General features: G+C 34.4%; 18 protein-coding genes and 1 pseudogene. 6 read left to right on the top strand and 13 right to left on the bottom strand.

The features are described from left to right. Window positions 1–6: 6 nt before the first annotated feature. From AB1284_RS07980 to AB1284_RS07960, 5 genes are all read right to left on the bottom strand, one after another. Window positions 7–624 (bottom strand): phosphoserine phosphatase 1, encoded by a 618-nt coding sequence (locus AB1284_RS07980; RefSeq protein WP_429750318.1) that lies wholly within the window; start codon window positions 622–624, stop codon window positions 7–9. A 14-nt stretch (window positions 625–638) separates the two neighbouring features. Continuing rightward, entirely contained in the window at window positions 639–1184 is a 546-nt protein-coding gene (locus AB1284_RS07975) for a short-chain dehydrogenase (RefSeq protein WP_429750320.1), read from the bottom strand. Window positions 1185–1207: 23 nt separating this feature from the next. Next, complete coding sequence (gene fosB / locus AB1284_RS07970; protein ID WP_429750321.1) at window positions 1208–1624, bottom strand: FosB/FosD family fosfomycin resistance bacillithiol transferase; 417 nt, start codon at window positions 1622–1624, stop codon at window positions 1208–1210. 56 nt (window positions 1625–1680) lie between these two features. Beyond that, window positions 1681–3333, bottom strand: a complete 1653-nt coding sequence (locus AB1284_RS07965; RefSeq protein WP_429750322.1) for a peptide ABC transporter substrate-binding protein — start codon at window positions 3331–3333, stop codon at window positions 1681–1683. A gap of 238 nt (window positions 3334–3571) precedes the next feature. After that, entirely contained in the window at window positions 3572–4024 is a 453-nt protein-coding gene (locus AB1284_RS07960; RefSeq protein ID WP_429750324.1) for a methylated-DNA--[protein]-cysteine S-methyltransferase, read from the bottom strand. A gap of 252 nt (window positions 4025–4276) precedes the next feature. Between AB1284_RS07960 and namA the strand changes: the two genes are divergently transcribed. After that, complete coding sequence (gene namA, locus AB1284_RS07955) at window positions 4277–5317, top strand: NADPH dehydrogenase NamA (RefSeq protein WP_429750325.1); 1041 nt, start codon at window positions 4277–4279, stop codon at window positions 5315–5317. Window positions 5318–5347: 30 nt separating this feature from the next. Here namA and AB1284_RS07950 read toward each other — a convergent pair whose 3' ends face one another. Together AB1284_RS07950 and AB1284_RS07945 are read right to left on the bottom strand one after the other, a co-directional pair. Next, the gene (locus AB1284_RS07950) at window positions 5348–6007 is read right to left on the bottom strand and encodes an oxidoreductase (protein WP_429750327.1); all 660 of its coding nucleotides are present in this window, start codon (window positions 6005–6007) and stop codon (window positions 5348–5350) included. 77 nt (window positions 6008–6084) lie between these two features. Continuing rightward, window positions 6085–6228, bottom strand: coding sequence for a hypothetical protein (locus AB1284_RS07945; protein WP_429754455.1), 144 nt, complete (start codon window positions 6226–6228; stop codon window positions 6085–6087). Window positions 6229–6500: 272 nt separating this feature from the next. On the opposite strand from AB1284_RS07945, the gene AB1284_RS07940 reads away from it, so the two are divergent. After that, window positions 6501–7436 (top strand): metal ABC transporter substrate-binding protein, encoded by a 936-nt coding sequence (locus AB1284_RS07940; protein WP_429750328.1) that lies wholly within the window; start codon window positions 6501–6503, stop codon window positions 7434–7436. Between the two features lie 365 nt (window positions 7437–7801). Here AB1284_RS07940 and AB1284_RS07935 read toward each other — a convergent pair whose 3' ends face one another. Continuing rightward, a complete protein-coding gene (locus AB1284_RS07935; RefSeq protein WP_429750330.1) occupies window positions 7802–8752 on the bottom strand; it encodes a CobW family GTP-binding protein in 951 nt (316 codons plus the stop codon). Between the two features lie 180 nt (window positions 8753–8932). Between AB1284_RS07935 and AB1284_RS07930 the strand changes: the two genes are divergently transcribed. Continuing rightward, complete coding sequence (locus AB1284_RS07930; RefSeq protein WP_429750332.1) at window positions 8933–9835, top strand: aldo/keto reductase; 903 nt, start codon at window positions 8933–8935, stop codon at window positions 9833–9835. Window positions 9836–9874: 39 nt separating this feature from the next. Here AB1284_RS07930 and AB1284_RS07925 read toward each other — a convergent pair whose 3' ends face one another. Further along, complete coding sequence (locus tag AB1284_RS07925; RefSeq protein WP_429754323.1) at window positions 9875–11347, bottom strand: flavin monoamine oxidase family protein; 1473 nt, start codon at window positions 11345–11347, stop codon at window positions 9875–9877. A gap of 180 nt (window positions 11348–11527) precedes the next feature. Between AB1284_RS07925 and AB1284_RS07920 the strand changes: the two genes are divergently transcribed. Next, window positions 11528–11719 carry a DUF3896 family protein gene (locus AB1284_RS07920; protein ID WP_154713261.1) on the top strand — a complete coding sequence of 64 codons (192 nt, stop codon included), beginning with the start codon at window positions 11528–11530 and terminating at the stop codon, window positions 11717–11719. 138 nt (window positions 11720–11857) lie between these two features. Here the strand turns inward: AB1284_RS07920 and AB1284_RS07915 are convergent, their stop codons facing one another. Together AB1284_RS07915 and AB1284_RS07910 are read right to left on the bottom strand one after the other, a co-directional pair. Next, window positions 11858–12907 carry an FUSC family protein gene (locus tag AB1284_RS07915; RefSeq protein WP_429750334.1) on the bottom strand — a complete coding sequence of 350 codons (1050 nt, stop codon included), beginning with the start codon at window positions 12905–12907 and terminating at the stop codon, window positions 11858–11860. 350 nt (window positions 12908–13257) lie between these two features. Continuing rightward, window positions 13258–13537 (bottom strand): annotated as a pseudogene (locus tag AB1284_RS07910) (insertion element protein); the annotation flags it as partial. A gap of 110 nt (window positions 13538–13647) precedes the next feature. Here AB1284_RS07910 and AB1284_RS07905 point away from each other — a divergent pair. Together AB1284_RS07905 and AB1284_RS07900 are read left to right on the top strand one after the other, a co-directional pair. After that, window positions 13648–14058, top strand: coding sequence for a DUF1259 domain-containing protein (locus AB1284_RS07905; RefSeq protein WP_429750335.1), 411 nt, complete (start codon window positions 13648–13650; stop codon window positions 14056–14058). Window positions 14059–14133: 75 nt separating this feature from the next. Further along, complete coding sequence (locus tag AB1284_RS07900) at window positions 14134–15135, top strand: LLM class flavin-dependent oxidoreductase (RefSeq protein WP_429750337.1); 1002 nt, start codon at window positions 14134–14136, stop codon at window positions 15133–15135. A 177-nt stretch (window positions 15136–15312) separates the two neighbouring features. On the opposite strand, the gene AB1284_RS07895 is transcribed toward AB1284_RS07900, so the two are convergent. Then, on the bottom strand, window positions 15313–16578 hold the full coding sequence (locus AB1284_RS07895) for an MDR family MFS transporter (RefSeq protein WP_429750339.1): 1266 nt from the start codon (window positions 16576–16578) through the stop codon (window positions 15313–15315). A gap of 73 nt (window positions 16579–16651) precedes the next feature. Then, entirely contained in the window at window positions 16652–17110 is a 459-nt protein-coding gene (locus tag AB1284_RS07890) for a DUF3939 domain-containing protein (RefSeq protein WP_429750341.1), read from the bottom strand. Between the last annotated feature and the right edge of the window lie 158 nt (window positions 17111–17268).

The raw sequence follows: 17268 nt of genomic DNA, 5'->3' as shown, positions 1-17268 counted from the left end.
ATCTCTTTATATCTCCTCAAAATGCGCAATATCAGCAAACATGTGAATTATACTTTGTCCTTCTTTAACTTCAATCATACTTAAACTTGCACTATGCATGAAAGGACCATCCCATATTTTTTCGATAGAGCGTTGTTCAAAGTGTCCCATCATAAGCAATGATGTAACAGCATGAGAAACAATTAAAACACTCTCTCCCTCATGCTTTTTAAGTATGTATTCAAGCCCCTTTAATACACGCGCTTTTGTGTCATAAAAATTCTCCCCTAAATTTGATTCATATTGATGCGGTGCATTCCAAAATAAATCAAACTCTTTCGGGTATTTTTCTTGCAATTCAACTTGTGTATATCCTTCCCAAACTCCCATATCAATCTCATATAAATGTTCATCTGCTACAATCGGAATATCTCTATCACCTCTAATTAACTGAGCTGTGTGCATCGTTCGTCCGCTTGGACTACTGTAAATAATATCAAGCGGCATATTTTTCATGCGGTTTCCTAATTGTTTCGCTTGCAGCATTCCAGTTTCGGTTAAATTAGAATTTTTTCTACCTTGCATTCTTTTTTCTACATTCCATTCTGTTTCCCCGTGACGCGTAATGTATAACATCGTTTTCATAATTATTTTCTCCTTTACCAACTCGGTCTATCATCCCACGGTTCTAATGTTCCCACAATCCATTCCTGTTGTTTATTTTGTAATCCTGCTATAACACCACTTACAATTTCAGTATGTGTTAGCCATCTAGAACTTTTTTCTTCTACCACAAAACCTAATATAATTCGATAATAACTACATAAAGAAGAGTATCTTACTTTTTTATCAGATTTATAAGCATTGCTTCCAAGTATATGAAATAACTCCCATTTTTTCGAAAACACTTCAATCTCCTCACTAATCATTTGCAATGCATCTACAGCTGTGGAATGAATCCAAGCAACAACAAGAGTAATTGGGCCATTGTTTTTTATTGAGTTTTTAATTTTAGCACGCAATTCATCACTATCATGATAATCAACAGCTAAACACGTAACTCTTTCAGAAGCCTTACATATTTTTTTAATTTCCTCTAAACGCTTTACATTCCGACCGATTACAGAGGTATGAAAACCTTGTTCAACAAACCACTTTGACACTTCCTGTAACATTCCCGTTCCACCAACGACAAGCACATGCATGACTTCTCCTCTCCCTCCGATATTTAGTAAAATACCATATGCGGTTTTGCTTCTTTGTAATATTGTACTCTCTCTTGAAGTGTCCCTGTATGAAATTCAAATTTATGACCATCTGGATCAGTAAAATAAATAGAATCACAATCTCGCACATCACGTTCTCGTCCTTGTAAAATATGTACCTTATTAGATTCAAGACGATGTAATAAGGCTGCGAAATCCTCTTTTTCTACCGAAAAAGCAATATGTGTATACGACTGATTAATTTCATTTCTTGGAATATCCTTTTCTTCATTTAACGCAAACCATATTCCACATACGTCAAAATAGGCGAACTTTCTACCTTTTACAAGTAACTTTCCTTCCAACACGTGTTCATAAAACTGGATTGATTTCTCTAAATTAGACACAGAGAAGCAAAGATGATTCATTCCTTTTATCACTGTCGTTATCTCCTCTCAACAAAAAAGATGCGCAATATTCGCGCATCTTTATCGTACTATTTTTTTGTAATATATGTCCATTTATAGCTAAAATCTCCGCCAAATGTATGCTTAACAGTTCCTTTTACCTTAGACTTTTCAAGGAAAGCAACGCTCTGCTGGTAAACTGGAGAAATTGCAGCATCATCAAATAAGATTTTTTCCGCTTCAGAAAGTGCCTTCCATCTTGCTTTCTCATCTGTTAGCAACTCACCTTTTGATTTTGCAACTAGTTCATCATATTTTGGGTTAGCATATGCCATTTCATTAAATGCGCTATCTGAAGTAAACATATCAATATATGTCATTGGATCTGGATAATCCGGGCTCCATGCTGATAAAGAGAAATCATATTGTAACTTCTTCTCTAAATCTAACTTTTGCTTAAATGGCTGCTGTTTAATATTTACTTTTAAACCAGGTAAGTTTTTCTCCAGTTCTGATTTAATGTATTCTCCTACTTTTTTCAAATTATCTTTATCGAAGTTTAACATTTCAACTGTAATCGTATCTTGACCTAACTCTTTTTTCGCTTCTTCCCATTGTTTTTTCGCTTTTGCTGCATTATCTTTACCATCACGGAAGTTTTTATTTGTTTCACGGAAGTCTTTTCCATCCGGTCCTTTTGTAAATTTTTGTGGTACTAAGTAATATGCAGGTAACGAGCCATCGTTTAAGATCGTATTTGCAATTCCTTTTTTATCATACGCTAGGTCAATAGCTTCACGTACTTTTTTATTCGCAAAAATTGGATTCTTCTCATTAAAACGAATAAAATACATACGTGGGTCTAACTCTGATTTAAATTCTTTGCTGTTTCTATACTTATCAACAAATTCTGAACTTAAAATTACTCGATCTACTTCGTTAGTGTCATATAAATTTACAGCTGTTGATGTTTCCTTTACAACGCCTACATTAATTTCCTCTAACTTCACATTATCTTTATCCCAATAGTTTGGATTTTTCTTTAATTGATAACTTTGTTCATGCTTCCATTCACTCATTACAAATGGTCCATTATACAATAATTTATCTGCCTCTAATGCGTATTTGTCACCTTGTTCTTTCACATACTTTTCATTTAGCGGGAAAAATGTTGGGAACGTCGTAAGCTCTAAGAAATACGGTGTAGGTTTCTCCAATTCCACGACTAATGTCTTATCATCTTCTGCTTTTACACCGAGCTGTTCAAGCGGTAGTTCCCCTTTATTAATTTTCTCGGCATTTTTTACATCAAACAAAATAAAAGCATATTCTGATGCTGTTGCTTTATCAACAGCACGACGCCAAGCAAACACAAAATCTTGTGCTTTTACAGGCTCTCCGTTTGACCATTTTGCATCACGCAAATGAAATGTATACGTTTTCTTATCAGCGCTAATTTTTACATCTTTAGCCATACCAGGCGTTGGCTTATTATCTTTATCCAACCGATATAATCCTTCCATTGCGTTTACAAATACACGAAACGATACAGTATCAGTTGACTTTGATGTATCCATAGAAGGAATTTCTGCTGTTTCGAGTAAATTTAGCACTTGTTTATCAGCAAGCGCTTCATTGCCGCTCTTTTCTGTTGTTGATGCTTTTTCTCCATTTCCACATCCGGCAACTAACACACTTGTAGAGAGTGCAATTGCTGTAATAAGTGATGCTTTCTTCTTCATAAACCTTTTCCCCTCTTTCTATATATAACAATTAAAAATAAGACCAAGTACTCTTGATTAGTATTATACATAATTTTCTGATAATTTCAAATACTATCTGTAAAAAAAGAAAAAGTGACACATGTCACTTTTATCTCACAATTAACGAAAATATAATTCTGTTAGTATAAGTTTTACTTTGTAAAATACCCTTATCATCTCATGAGAACAGATCTTAACAATTGAAAGATTTGTTCTATTATCTTAAAAACCCTTCATGCTTTAATAACCATTCTTTCCGCCAAAGTCCACCTTCATAACCTACTAATTTCCCGTTCTTCCCAATAATCCGGTGACAAGGCACAATTATAGAAATCGGATTTCTACTGTTTGCTCCGCCAATAGCACGTACAGCTTTTGGATTTCCAATTTTCTCAGCAATATCAAGGTAAGAGGCACTTTTCCCATACGAAACACTGCAAAGCGCATTCCATACTTGCTTCTGGAATGGAGTTCCTATTGCTTGGAGCGGTACAGTAAATGCTGTTCGTTTCTTATGAAAATATTCATCTAGCTCCATTACACACTGCTCAACGATCGGATGAAGAACATCTTCTTGTTTTTGTTCTACAAATAATACTGAAGAAATGCCGTTCTCATCCCCTTTTACTTCAATCCATCCAAGTTCACTTTCATAATATGCTTGATACATAAAAACCTCCTAGTTTTTCATTTATTTGCTATTGTATCATGACGTAAACCTTTCATTCTTAAACAATGGGATTATAGTGATTCACTAAACGTAGACTAATCATAACATAATATTTCTTTAAGCATTTCGTTATGGAAAAAAAGAACGCGATGCTACAATATTATCAAAACGATTCATTCAACCATTCTGGATTTATAAACAAATTAAGATTGAATCATTCCCATTTAGACGGAATAAAGGAGGATCATTATTGTGAACAGCCAGTTATTTTCACCGTATACAATTAAAGATGTTACACTAAAAAATCGAATTGTTATGTCACCTATGTGTATGTACTCCTCTAACAACGAAGATGGAAAAGCAACAAACTTCCATCTTGTTCACTATGCATCGCGTGCAGCTGGTCAAGTAGGGCTTGTTATGTTAGAAGCTACAGCAGTAACACCTGAAGGACGCATTTCCCACAAAGATTTAGGAATTTGGGATAATGAACACATAACGGGTCTACGTCAAATTGTCGATATAATTCATGAATATGGAGCAAAAGCAGCTATCCAAATTGCACATGCAGGTAGAAAAGCTGTTCTCCATACAGATCCTATTGCACCATCAGCTATTCCTTTTGATTCTTCTATGAAAATTCCTGTACAGATGAGTAAAGAACAAATACACGAAACGATCACAGCCTTTCGAAATGGAGCGGCACGTGCAAAAGAAGCTGGATTTGATATCATCGAGTTACATGGAGCACACGGTTATTTAATTAATGAATTCTTATCTCCATTAACAAATCACCGTACAGATGAATATGGGGGATCCCATGAAAACCGCTATCGTTTTTTACGGGAAATTATTGATGAAGTGAAAAAGGTATGGAATGGTCCGTTATTCGTTCGTATCTCCGCTCATGATTATCATCCAGAAGGTTTAACTATAAAAGACTATGTAACATTTGCGAAGTGGATGAAAGAGCAAGGCGTTGACCTTATTGATTGTAGTTCCGGGGCTGTTGTACCAGCACATATTGATGTATATCCTGGTTATCAAGTATCTTATGCAAAACATTTAAAAGAACATGCTTCTATCGCTACAGGGGCTGTTGGACTTATTACAAGTGGCATACAGGCAGAAGAAATTTTACAACAAGGTTCTGCTGACTTAATTTTTATCGGCCGGGAGTTATTACGAAACCCATATTTTCCAAGAACAGCCGCGAATGAACTTGGTTTTGAATTAACTGAGCCATTTCAGTATAGCCGAGCTCCAGGAAGAATTAAAAACACTACCAAATAAAAAGAGAGAGAAGGCACCTTCTCTCTCTTTTTATTTCATCTTAGCAATTTCCGAAGATTCATGTATATGAACCCCTGACTCTTCACGCAGCGCTGTTACATACATTCCTCTTGCCACTTGCTCTGCTGAAATCGGCTTATATTTTGTAAAAGACCCTTTAAATAAAAACGGCATAATACCTGAAATCTTTTCTCCCAGTCTTTCTCCAAAACGAAACTCTTCTCGCTCTCCAAGTAAAAGAGATGGTCTGAAAATATGAATGCCTCCTATGACTAGCTTCTTAATATCTTTCTCCATCTGTCCTTTTACTTGTGAATAAAAAAATAGTGACCTCAGATTCGCACCCATAGAAGAAATAACAAGAAAATTTTGTACTCCTTGTTCTTCTGCTAAACGAGCAGCACGTATTGTATAATCATAATCAACTTTTTTAAAGTTTTCTTTCGTTTTTGCTTTTTTAATTGTCGTACCAAGGCAATTAAACACATCATCTACAGCAAAAAATTCTTTATATTGTTCTAAAATCGAAAAATCCACTTGCTTTTGCTGCAATTTTTCATGTTCCCATTCCAGCGGTTTTCTTACAAAAATCGTAACTGAATCGTAATAGTCCGAATCAATCAGTAACTGTGTAACTTCTTGCCCGACTAGGCCACTAGCTCCAAGTACTAATGCGGTTCTTGTTTTCATCCGTTTCTATACCTCTTTATTTTCTAATATCTTTCTCTATCATAAGCACAGCGTAAGACAATATGCAAGCGCTTTGTTTATTCTTTTTCTCTTTTTGGCATCTCAGTAATTGTATTTGGATCTCCTAAATTCCGAATAAGTGCTTTTAAAAAAAGAAGCACACATGATAACGGACACACAACAGCCAATATCAATAAAATCGCTTCGATCCCATATTCCACTCACTCATCCCCTTTTCTGCACCCTCTATCACACTATATGAAAGAAATGGAAAGATATATGCAAAAACATAAAAAATAAACCATAGCATTGTGACAAATTTAGAACAAATTATAAATCGTAATCATTATTATTTATTGCAACATTTCCAAAGATGTATTATACTAAATCGGTGAATCAAAACGTAATTATTCCGTTTTATTTAAAAGAAAGATATTCTTTCTTTTTGTTAGAGAAAATGAATGCTAGAAAGTAAAGAGATGAGGAGCATAAAATGAAGAAAAAATCACTTATATTTTCATTCGTACTAATATTTACCCTTATATTTGCTGGATGTTCGAAACAAAATAACACAGCAAATAAAAAAGACGGCAAACTTTCCATTTATACAACTATTTTCCCCTTAGCTGACTTTGCTAAAAAAATCGGTGGTGATTATGTAGACGTAACAGCCATTTATCCACCAGGTGCAGACTCTCATACGTATGAACCAACTCAAAAACAAACTGTACAAGTTGCCAAAGCAGATTTATTTGTATATAACGGAGCTGGATTAGAACCATTTGCTGAAAAAATGGAAAAAACATTAAAAAATGAAAATGTTAAAGTTGTGAATGCATCAAAAGATATAGAACTACGATCTTCAACTGAAGAAGAACATGAAGATGGACATAAAAACGAACATCATGATAAAGACCCTCATGTTTGGTTAGACCCAACACTTGCCATGAAGCAAGCTGAAACAATTAAAAATGCTCTTGTAGAACTACAACCTGAACATAAAGAAGTATTCGAGAAGAATTTCGCTGCATTGCAAAAAAAATTCACAGATTTAGATAGTCAATTTAAAGAAGTGGCTGATCATGCAAAGACAAAAGAAATTTTAGTTTCTCATGCTGCATACGGATATTGGGAGCAACGCTATGGTTTCAAACAAATTCCAATTGCAGGTATCTCTGCTTCTGATGAACCTTCTCAAAAAGACTTGGCTACTATCGCAGCAACGGCCAAAGAGCATGGTTTAAAATATATTTTATTTGAAACATTCTCTACACCAAAAGTAGCAGAAGTCATTCAAAAAGAAACAGGAACAAAAATCTTACGTTTAAATCATCTTGCAACAATTTCCGATGATGATGCGAAAAAAAATAAAGATTACTTTACATTGATGGAAGAAAACATTAACACTTTAAAAGAAGCTACAAACTAAATGCACCTTCCCTTTCAGACAGCTGAAATTTTTTCAGCTGTCTTTTTCATAGGCTACAGTTTGACTTAAATACAATAGCAGAAAGTACAGATCAAAACTACGTTCGAGGTTTAATAATAAACACCGAAAATTCTAAAATAGTAACCAATTTCTTTAAAAAATAAAATGAAACTTCCATCAATGTTTTTTTCATCCCCCACTGATGGAAATCTCTTACCAATCGGGCTTTTACTGCCCGCGAATAACGAGATAAAATTTAAATAACCAAAATTCATGTTAAAACAGTTATTGGTTCAAAAAAGCTAGTTGAAGCTGGAAAAGATTAATTGCACACTAAAAACAAGCCTGCAGTTCAAAACGCAGGCTTATTTTATACATTCCTGAAAATGCTCTTGAAACCATTCTTTATTTAAGTCTTTACCAATGAAAACAATCTCACTGACACGTTCTTCTCCTTCTTGCCACTCCCTGTCATATGAACCAGCGAATAACGTGTGTACACCTTGGAAAACTATGCGGCGATTTACCCCTTCAACAGATAATATTCCTTTATAACGGTATAAATACTCTCCTAATTCTTGTACAACAGCTGACATCCATTCATTTATCTTTTGTAAATCAAGAGGACGCTCTTCCCTTAGCACAAATGACTTTACACCTTCTAAATGATGTTGTTCTTTATGCGGATAAATTTCTAACTTATCACGCGTTTTAAATGTTTGTATATCTAGTAATGAGGGAATATCTACTTCACAATTTGTTGTTGGGATTAATTTTGCAGTTGGATTAATCCCTTGTATTTCAATAAGCAAATTTTCTTTTTCTACTGGTTCTATTAGATCCAATTTATTTACTAAAACCATATCAGCAAAAGCAATCTGTTCTTTTGCTTCTAAACCTTTTTCAAAGTGTTTATGTATATGATAGCTATCTAGTACAGTTACTACACCATTAATTTGGTATGCAGACTGAATAATAGGGTCTAAAAAGAATGTTTGAATAATTGGGCCCGGATTTGCAAGCCCTGTTGTCTCAATCACTAAACCTTCAAAATCCATTTGACCTGTCGCTTTTACTTCTAGTAAATGCTTTAGTGCGACAAGCAAATCTTCACGTACAGTACAACATAGACAGCCATTTGTCATTTCCATAATTTCTTCTTCTACATTCATTATTAATTGATTATCGATACCAATTTGTCCGATTTCATTTACAATAACCGCAAGTTTTTTTCCATGCTCTTCAGATAAAATACGATTTAATAAAGTTGTTTTCCCTGATCCGAGAAACCCGGTTAATATCGTTACTGGAATCACTGTTCTACATCTCCTTGTTACATATATGATTACGTATTATATCATACGTTGTCTTCTTATTTTCTAAATACAAAACATATTAGTTGTAAGCATGTCTACACGAATATATAATAATGGTAAATAAGAAAACCTTTTCATATTGATTAGGTTCATACATATCAGCAAGGGGGACCTTCATAAATGGAACGTATTCAAATGGCTCAAAACCTAGAATTTTCTCGAATTATCCAAGGGTTTTGGCGCTTAGCAGAATGGAATATGACAGATCAAGAATTACTTTCCTTCATTGAATCTTGTATGGAGATGGGCATTACAACGTTTGACCATGCCGATATTTACGGCGACTATACATGCGAAGCTTTATTCGGCAAATCGCTTCAATTAAAACCAGGTTTACGTGACAATATGCAAATTGTTACAAAATGCGGAATCGCTCTCACATCACCTAAATTTCCAGAACGCTATGTCGTTCACTATAATACAAGTGCTGAGCATATTATAAAAAGCGCAGAGCAATCACTTCGAAATCTGAATACAGACCATATCGATGTATTACTTATTCATCGTCCAGATCCATTCATGAATCCAGCAGAAGTTGCAGAAGCTTTTTCTCGTTTAAAACAAGATGGAAAAGTACGACACTTTGGTGTATCCAACTTTCTTCCTTCTCAATTCAACATGTTAAGTTCATATTTAGATTTCCCGCTTGTTACAAATCAAATTGAAGTATCCGCTATGCAACTTGAACATTTTGAAAAAGGTACGATTGAACATTGTCAAGAAAACAGAATTTCTCCTATGATTTGGTCTCCTCTTGCTGGCGGTGAAATTTTCAAAGGGGAAAGTGAACGTGCAATTCGCTTACGCCATACATTGGAGAAAATTGCCACTGATTTTGGCATTACTGGAATCGATTCTATCATGTATGCATGGCTACTCGCTCATCCAGCCAATATGCTGCCGATTGTTGGCTCTGGTAAACTAGAACGTGTCAAAACAGCTGTTGAAGCAACAAAACTAACATTAGACCGTCAGCAATGGTTTACAATCTTTGAAAGTTCAAACGGTCATCCAGTTCCATAAGTACACAAAAAGAACAGGAGATTCATTCTCGTGTTCTTTTTACATCTGTAATTGATTTATTGCTGCTGCGCTACGAATTCCTGATTCAATTGCGCCTTGTATCCAGCCATGATACAACGTAGTATGATCACCTGCAAAATATATTCTTCCTTCTGGTTTCACAATATCATCCTGTAATTCTGATTGTTGATTTGCCTGAAAGACTGCAAACCCTCCTAATGCGTACGGGTCTAATGTCCAACTTTTCGATATCCCAGAAATAAATTCATCATACACTTGATGTCCAAGTATTGTCCCTAAATTTTGCAAAGTATAATAAATACGATCACTTTCAGATAAGCCATCCCACAACAATGCATCATACGACCATGTATAACTTCCAAGTACCATTCCAGGACCTTTTGTACCAATACCATGACTTGGATAATATGCATAACGAATAGGCAAATCAGTAATAATGCGGCCACCAAGTTGACCCTGTTCTTCCCAAAAGCGACTTTTAAACTGAATTCCTATTTTCGTAGCAGCCATATAATGTAGTTCTCGAATGGCTCTCCATTTTCCATGAGAAACAGAATCATACGGATCAATTTCAACAAATCTCATTGTTGTAAATGGAATGGTAACAATGACAACATCACCTGTAATACTGCTGTATTCAAACGTTTTTTCATTACGCAAATATGCTGTAATTCCTTTTTCGTGCTGCGCTAGTTTCATTAATTTTTGTTGAAAGACAATATCATCTTGTAATTGCGGTAAAAAAGCTTTGGGCAATGCGTCGTTGCCACCTTCAATTTCATAAAACCCTGTGGATTGCTGTAAAATATAAATAAAGCGCAATGTTTCTACAAATGCTCTTTCTAAAAATCCTTCTAAATCAAGAAGTACCCCTATCATTTCTACTGCAGCTGGTGAAAAAGATACTTTATATTGGTGAGGATAATCTTTTAAAAACTCTGCTGTAGAATACCTACCAAAATCTTTCTCTACAATACTCCAATTTTTTTCTGGGTCTCTTTTAATAAAATCAAGAATGGGTTGTATTGCTAACATCAACAACTCTTCCGATGATTTTCCTTCTTCATTCACTGCAACTGGATAACGTAAAATACTCGGATTTTTCTCATATTGTTTCAATGTTGTCTTGCGACCATTTGCATATATAATATCCGTGTCATTTCGATTAATAAATGGGTTTAACTTTAACCCAAACTTCTTATTGTATGCAAGTGTTAGTTCATGTGTATAAGGAATCCGCATTGCCCCAACATCTAGATATAAGCCTGTTTCTGGCATCCTAACTGTATAAATGCGCCCGCCAATTCGATCATTTGCCTCTAATATTTTCACGCGATGACCGGCGGCCTTCAATAACGATCCAGCCACTAACCCTGCCATGCCCGCTCCAATAATAATAATGTTCTTCGGTACTGTCGTTTTCGGTAATCCATTGTCAATAATAAAAAGCATCTCGTTTGTTGTAAGACGGGATTGCATATTTATTTGCATCATCCCACACCCCTACTCATCAGTACAAAATCATAGTTCAATGCATTGTATTCACGGAAGGAATGTACTATTCTTAGTCTTTTGAATTTTCATAAAAAGTTAAAAGGTTATGCACCCATTTCTTTTATTTAACCGTATAATGAAAATGTAGATAGGAAATGTAAGGAAGGGGATGGAAACATGAAACGCTCTTACAACTATCATGAAATTAAGAAACAATTAGAAAATCAAAAATCTCAACTATGTAAACGATTAACAGATGTAAAATTAACAGAAAGTGAGCGCGATGAAATCAAGAGAACGATTGATAATTACGAATATATTCTTACTTTAGTTGAAATGAATCATTTTGAAAGAGGAATTTCTCATTAAAAATAGATATGCAAATTATAAAGACTTAAAAATTTAAAATAAAGGTAAGTATATATTAGTTATGTTTAATATATACTTACCTCTTATTTTTTGTTCAATACAAACGGCACCATAGATTAGAGGAAAAGCCAGTAGTTATTATTGTTCTTTTCTTAACTCCTGAATTAGTTTGAGCGTATCATTATACAAGCTTAATTGATATCTATAGGGCTCTAATTCTGGTGAGATATTGATTTGTACAGAAATCGAAGATAAATCCAGTAAGTCTAAGGTAAATTTAAAACTCTTAGAGTTTTGATGTTTTTCTGGACTTACGTTAAGTTGCTTTTCTATGTATCTCCCCAACATTTGTAATTGAATAGCCCACTGTTGTTGATCAACTTTTGAAATAACATCTGTTTTAGACCAGTCATTGAATGTGTTTAGTATATTGGAAATATAGTTATACCCTGTCTTTAACTGCAAGAGAAATTGTTCGTTTTGTTTTAATATTTGTTTTTTATTCTTAATAAATGGATTTAATTTCAAACTTTTTTCTGCCAGCTTAAAATCTTCTTGTACTTGATGCAGTTCCTGGAGTAGATTTGTTATATTCTTTCTTAAATCTTGTCCTTTAACAGGGTCGCAGTTAGTATTTACCCAATGGGCTGTCTTTTCAAACAGCTGTACAAGATGGCATCCAAATTGATTTAACGTCCAACGAGCTTCTTTCAAATAATTGGGTGGAAAAATCAGCATATGAACAATAATGGCGATAAGCGCTCCTACGATAGTATCTCTGATTCGATCGGAGACATAATAGCTCGTTTTATGCACAAAGACAAAGACTAGTAAAATGGTTAAAGCCACTTGATGAATGATGGTTTTGTGTACCCTTAGTATAACTGGAAGCAACATTCCTCCTAACAGTAATAATCCTATCGTCCATCCGTTCACTTCTAAATGGCTGATAATAAAAACGGTAATAGAAATTCCAAAAATAGTGCCGATAATTCTGTAAAAAGCATACAGGGCAGAATGCTGGACAGTTTCTTGCATCGAAAGAATAACAGTTAATGGTGCCAAATAAGGGTGTTTTGATCCTAACATTCTTGCTAATTCCCATGATACACCAGAAGCTAAAGCTATTTTTGTTATAAGTATTAATCCTTTTAGTAATCCTGTTTTTTGTTTACCCGTTTTTTTCATAAAAACTCCCTTGTTCAAAGAATAATCTTACATACATTTTTGATATGTTACAGTTCTTGCACTCCTACATTTACTGTAAAAATGGTTACAAAAACGGATATCTCATGGATATAATTATTCCCCTGCCCTGTTCTATACTTTTTATCCCCTCATTAACCATATAGTTATATCTTTTCCAACAGTCGAACTTCCGATAACACTGATTATGTAAAAATAAAACCCCTTCAGATTTTCTTAACAAGTTTACTTGTGAGGTGTAAAGCGTAAAATAATACACTATTTTTTAGTACAAATCGCAGATAATTCACATTACAATTCACACAAAAAAAAGAGCCTGGAAATTTCTCCAAGCAAAAGTTGTTGAAAATTCTTAGAATAGTTACTGCCATTTGAGCATATGTTGGATTGAAGTTTGCATAAATGTAACTCTTGCTATCGCCTCTGGCTGTAACAAGCGGTCTTTCTAATATTGATAACCTTCTTCTCATTTGTTGCATAAAGTTGTTTGTTGTTCTATCGCTTACTTATAAAAACCATATCTGCAATATACTCAGCATCATTTGAGCTTAAATCTATTTTACAATCTACAAGAAAATCACCTTTATCTTTTGATGGTAAAGGATGCTCAATTAGTTTGCCAATCTTAAATAAGCCAATTTATAAATGGAATTTGGACTAAATCCTTTTTTATATTAAATCTCTAAATGCATCATTTTGTGTGATAAAGGGGGATTAAATTTATGAACAACTTTAACTTTCTTTGCGAACAATTTGCTACAATCCTTAAAGGAAAAAGTAAAATAGATCAAGGAGCTTGTTCAGTATCTTTCCATCGCAATTTTAAGGTACTTGTTCAAGGGAAACCAAGTATGTCTGTAATACCCGCAGGAGTGAGCTTTGAATCTTTAGATCAAAACGGTAATGCGTTAAATTTAGGGGAAATTGCTATTTTGCAAGAAGAAATTCCTTCATTTATGCAATCCATTGTACAACAGGGAATTATTGTTAGTGCTCTACATAATCATTGGTTATATACAAATCCAGTAATCATGTATATTCATGTCCAATCAGTAGAGCCACCATTAAACTTTGCAAAAAAAATGGCAAATTCTTTTTCGGCCTTAAGTAGCTATCCCGTTGCTGATAGATAAAGTAAGCATTTTATTATACATTTTTAGTAAGTAGATATATAATACCACGTAAATAACAAATGAGAGGTATTATATATGATAAAATTAAGCGTTCTTGACAAATCTCCTATCGCAGAAGGAAGTACAGCAATAGAAGCGTTCTCAAATACAGTTCGACTTGCACAAGAAGTTGAACAACTTGGCTATACTCGTTTTTTGGTATCCGAACATCATGACTCTACTAGTTTAGCGGGTTCAAGTCCGGAAATATTAATTTCTCACATAGCTGCTAAAACGAATCATATTCGAGTAGGTTCTGGCGGTGTTATGCTCCCTCACTATAGTCCTTATAAAGTAGCCGAAAATTTCCGCGTGTTAGAAGCACTATACCCAAATCGTATTGACCTTGGAGTTGGACGAGCTCCAGGCGGAATGCCTATTGCCACACGGGCTCTCCAAGAAGGTAAAATGGTTTCAATCGATCAATACCCTGAACAAATTCAAGATTTATCCCTGTATTTACACGACCGTTTACCAGATAATCATCGCTTTGCACATTTACATGCTTCTCCACCTATTCCAACTGCACCAAATCTTTTTTTACTTGGTTCTAGCGGAGAAAGTGCGATGATTGCTGCTAAACAAGGTACAGCTTTCACTTTTGCACAATTTATTAATAGTTATGGCGGTCCAGAAATCATAAAAAATTACCAAAATCAATTCCAACCTTCTTTCTTAGGAAAACAGCCGCAATCTATCGTAGCTATTTTTGTCATTTGTGCAGAAACTGAAGAAAAAGCACAAAAAATTGCATCTAGCTTAGATCTAGCCCTGTTATTAATTGAACAAGGTGTACGTTCAAACGGCACACCATCTATCGAAAAAGCCCTGAATTATCCATATAGCGCATTTGATTATTTACGTATAAAAGAAAATCGAAAACGAATGATTGTTGGCAATCCAAATCAAGTAAAAAAACAAATCTCTATTTTAAGCACGGCTTATAATACAGACGAATTCATGATTGTAACAATCACGCATGATTTTGAAGATAAATTAAACTCCTACCGCTTATTAGCAGAGGCTTTTCAATTGTAAAGTGAAGCCTCCATTCATTTTGTTCGTACATTTATGAAAAAACTTTCACCCATGCATCATGAAAAGTATTACAGACACTGCACTTATAAAATTCGAAATGAAACTAATACTAGAACGAAAAATAAAATCTATGTATAAAATAAAACGCCCTTTCAAAAAGAGAGCGTTTTATTTTACTTATTCATTCAGCACCTTTTTCACCTGAATTTTTCGTTCTTGTAACAAACCGAACATCACAGAATATAAAAATGCACTCAAAAACGCAAGTACTGCAATGATGTAAAATGTGTATTGATAACCTATCCATGCTGTTAAGGGGATCGCAATTGGTGCAATTGTTCGGCCGACAGACCAACGAAGTGTTGCTGCCGCAAAATATTGTCCTCGCATATGTTCAGGCGCCAACTTAGAAACGAAACTATTTTGGATTCCAACAACGAATAGCTCTCCAAACGTGAAAATGAGCATAGCAATAATAAGACCCCAGACTGATATAGTGTGAGGAAAAATAATCATTGCTATCCCATATGCAAAAGAAGATAAAAGAAAGATAGTCCGCTCAGAAAAATAATTTGCTAGCCTTGTTACATATACAGTAAATAGAGCAACCAAAAATCCATTTTCTGCAATAATCCAGCTAAACAATGTTTCTCCATTTAAAATTAAATGAAAAAACTCTTGTGTAGGAACATTTTCTTTTATGTATACGGCTAACAATAAGTCAAGCTGAGTGAAAGTTTGAGCAACAAGAATACCTGCAATAATGAATAATAGAAAGACACGATCTTGAAAAATAATTCGATAATTCTTAATCTGCTCATTCACAACAGTAAGCCATCCTGTTTGCTTTTCTACTTCTTCCCTCTTCTCTGGTAACGTCTCTTTTATAAACTTAAGTAATACAAATGCAACTATAAAATTAATTACAATACTTGCTATTAACAATTCAAAGCGATGAGAAAAAAAGAAATAAGCTCCTAAAATCGGCCCCAGCACAACATTAATATTAATCATTGTATAAAAAACAGCAAATACTTTACTTTGCTGTTCTTCAGATACTAAATCAGCAACCATTGCTGCACTTGCTGGATAATATAAAGAACCCATAATGCCAATAATAGAAAAAGCTATAAATGTTAAGATAGGCGATTGCAACCACGGCGAATTGGCAAAGGCAAATAGTACAAATGCAGCACTTTGTACAAATGCAGCAAATACCATCATACGCTTACGACCATATGTATCTGCTAAATAACCACCTACTAAATTAGCAAAAACAGATAAAACTTGCGATAACACAAGTAATATTCCAGCCATCGTTTTCCCTAGTTCTTCCGCGAAATATATCGCCATAAACGGAAGAAGCATCCAAAAGAACAATCCAAAGAGCCATTCTCCCACCAGACGAATCTTTAAATTTAAATCCCATTCTCTCAAAATCATGATGTCCCCTCATCTCTATACCCTTGCGCATAATATTTACAAAAAAAGACAACAATTCTTCATTGTTGTTTCTTTATTGTACAATACTTTTATTCATTTTATCAGGCTTGCTTGTCACTAAATAATGTTTCTCTGATATATATAAGTCACGTTCTAGCGTCCTTTTTAAGTATGGTCCTAATTTTATCGAACATATAAGCCGATTCGCATTGCCTTCAACGATTGGAAAGGATTCTTTTTCTGTTACATATTGATCGACAGCACGCTGTACATCATCAATTTCTTTAACAAGAGCAAGATTTTCTTGTGTATTCTCAAATACTTCAAGTGTTTCCTTCGTAATAATAAACGCATTTATAGGAAAAGCCGGTAAATATGGTTTTAATAAATCATAATTAACCGTATAATCATCATTTACTAATACCGTATATACCACGTTCGCATTCGTTTCAAGAAATTTTGCCATAGCAAGTTCTAGCTCATCTTGTGTAATTTCCCTTTCTTCCTTTCCTTTTTTAAAAAAGCGAAACATCTTCTTTGCCCCCTTTTTTGCTTCATTATACCATAAATTACAAGATAAATATGAATAATACAAAAAATCACATTTTATCGTATGTTTGTCCAAACTCCTTCATATGTATGTAATAAAGTGAATATTTCAGCAGTATGGGCTTTCCCCCTCATTGCTCA

Source organism: Bacillus sp. S2(2024) (assembly GCF_050474045.1).
GTDB lineage: Bacteria > Bacillota > Bacilli > Bacillales > Bacillaceae_G > Bacillus_A > Bacillus_A yunxiaonensis.
The sequence above is the reverse complement of the archived record's forward strand: the minus strand, read 5'-3'. Positions and strand labels throughout refer to the sequence as shown.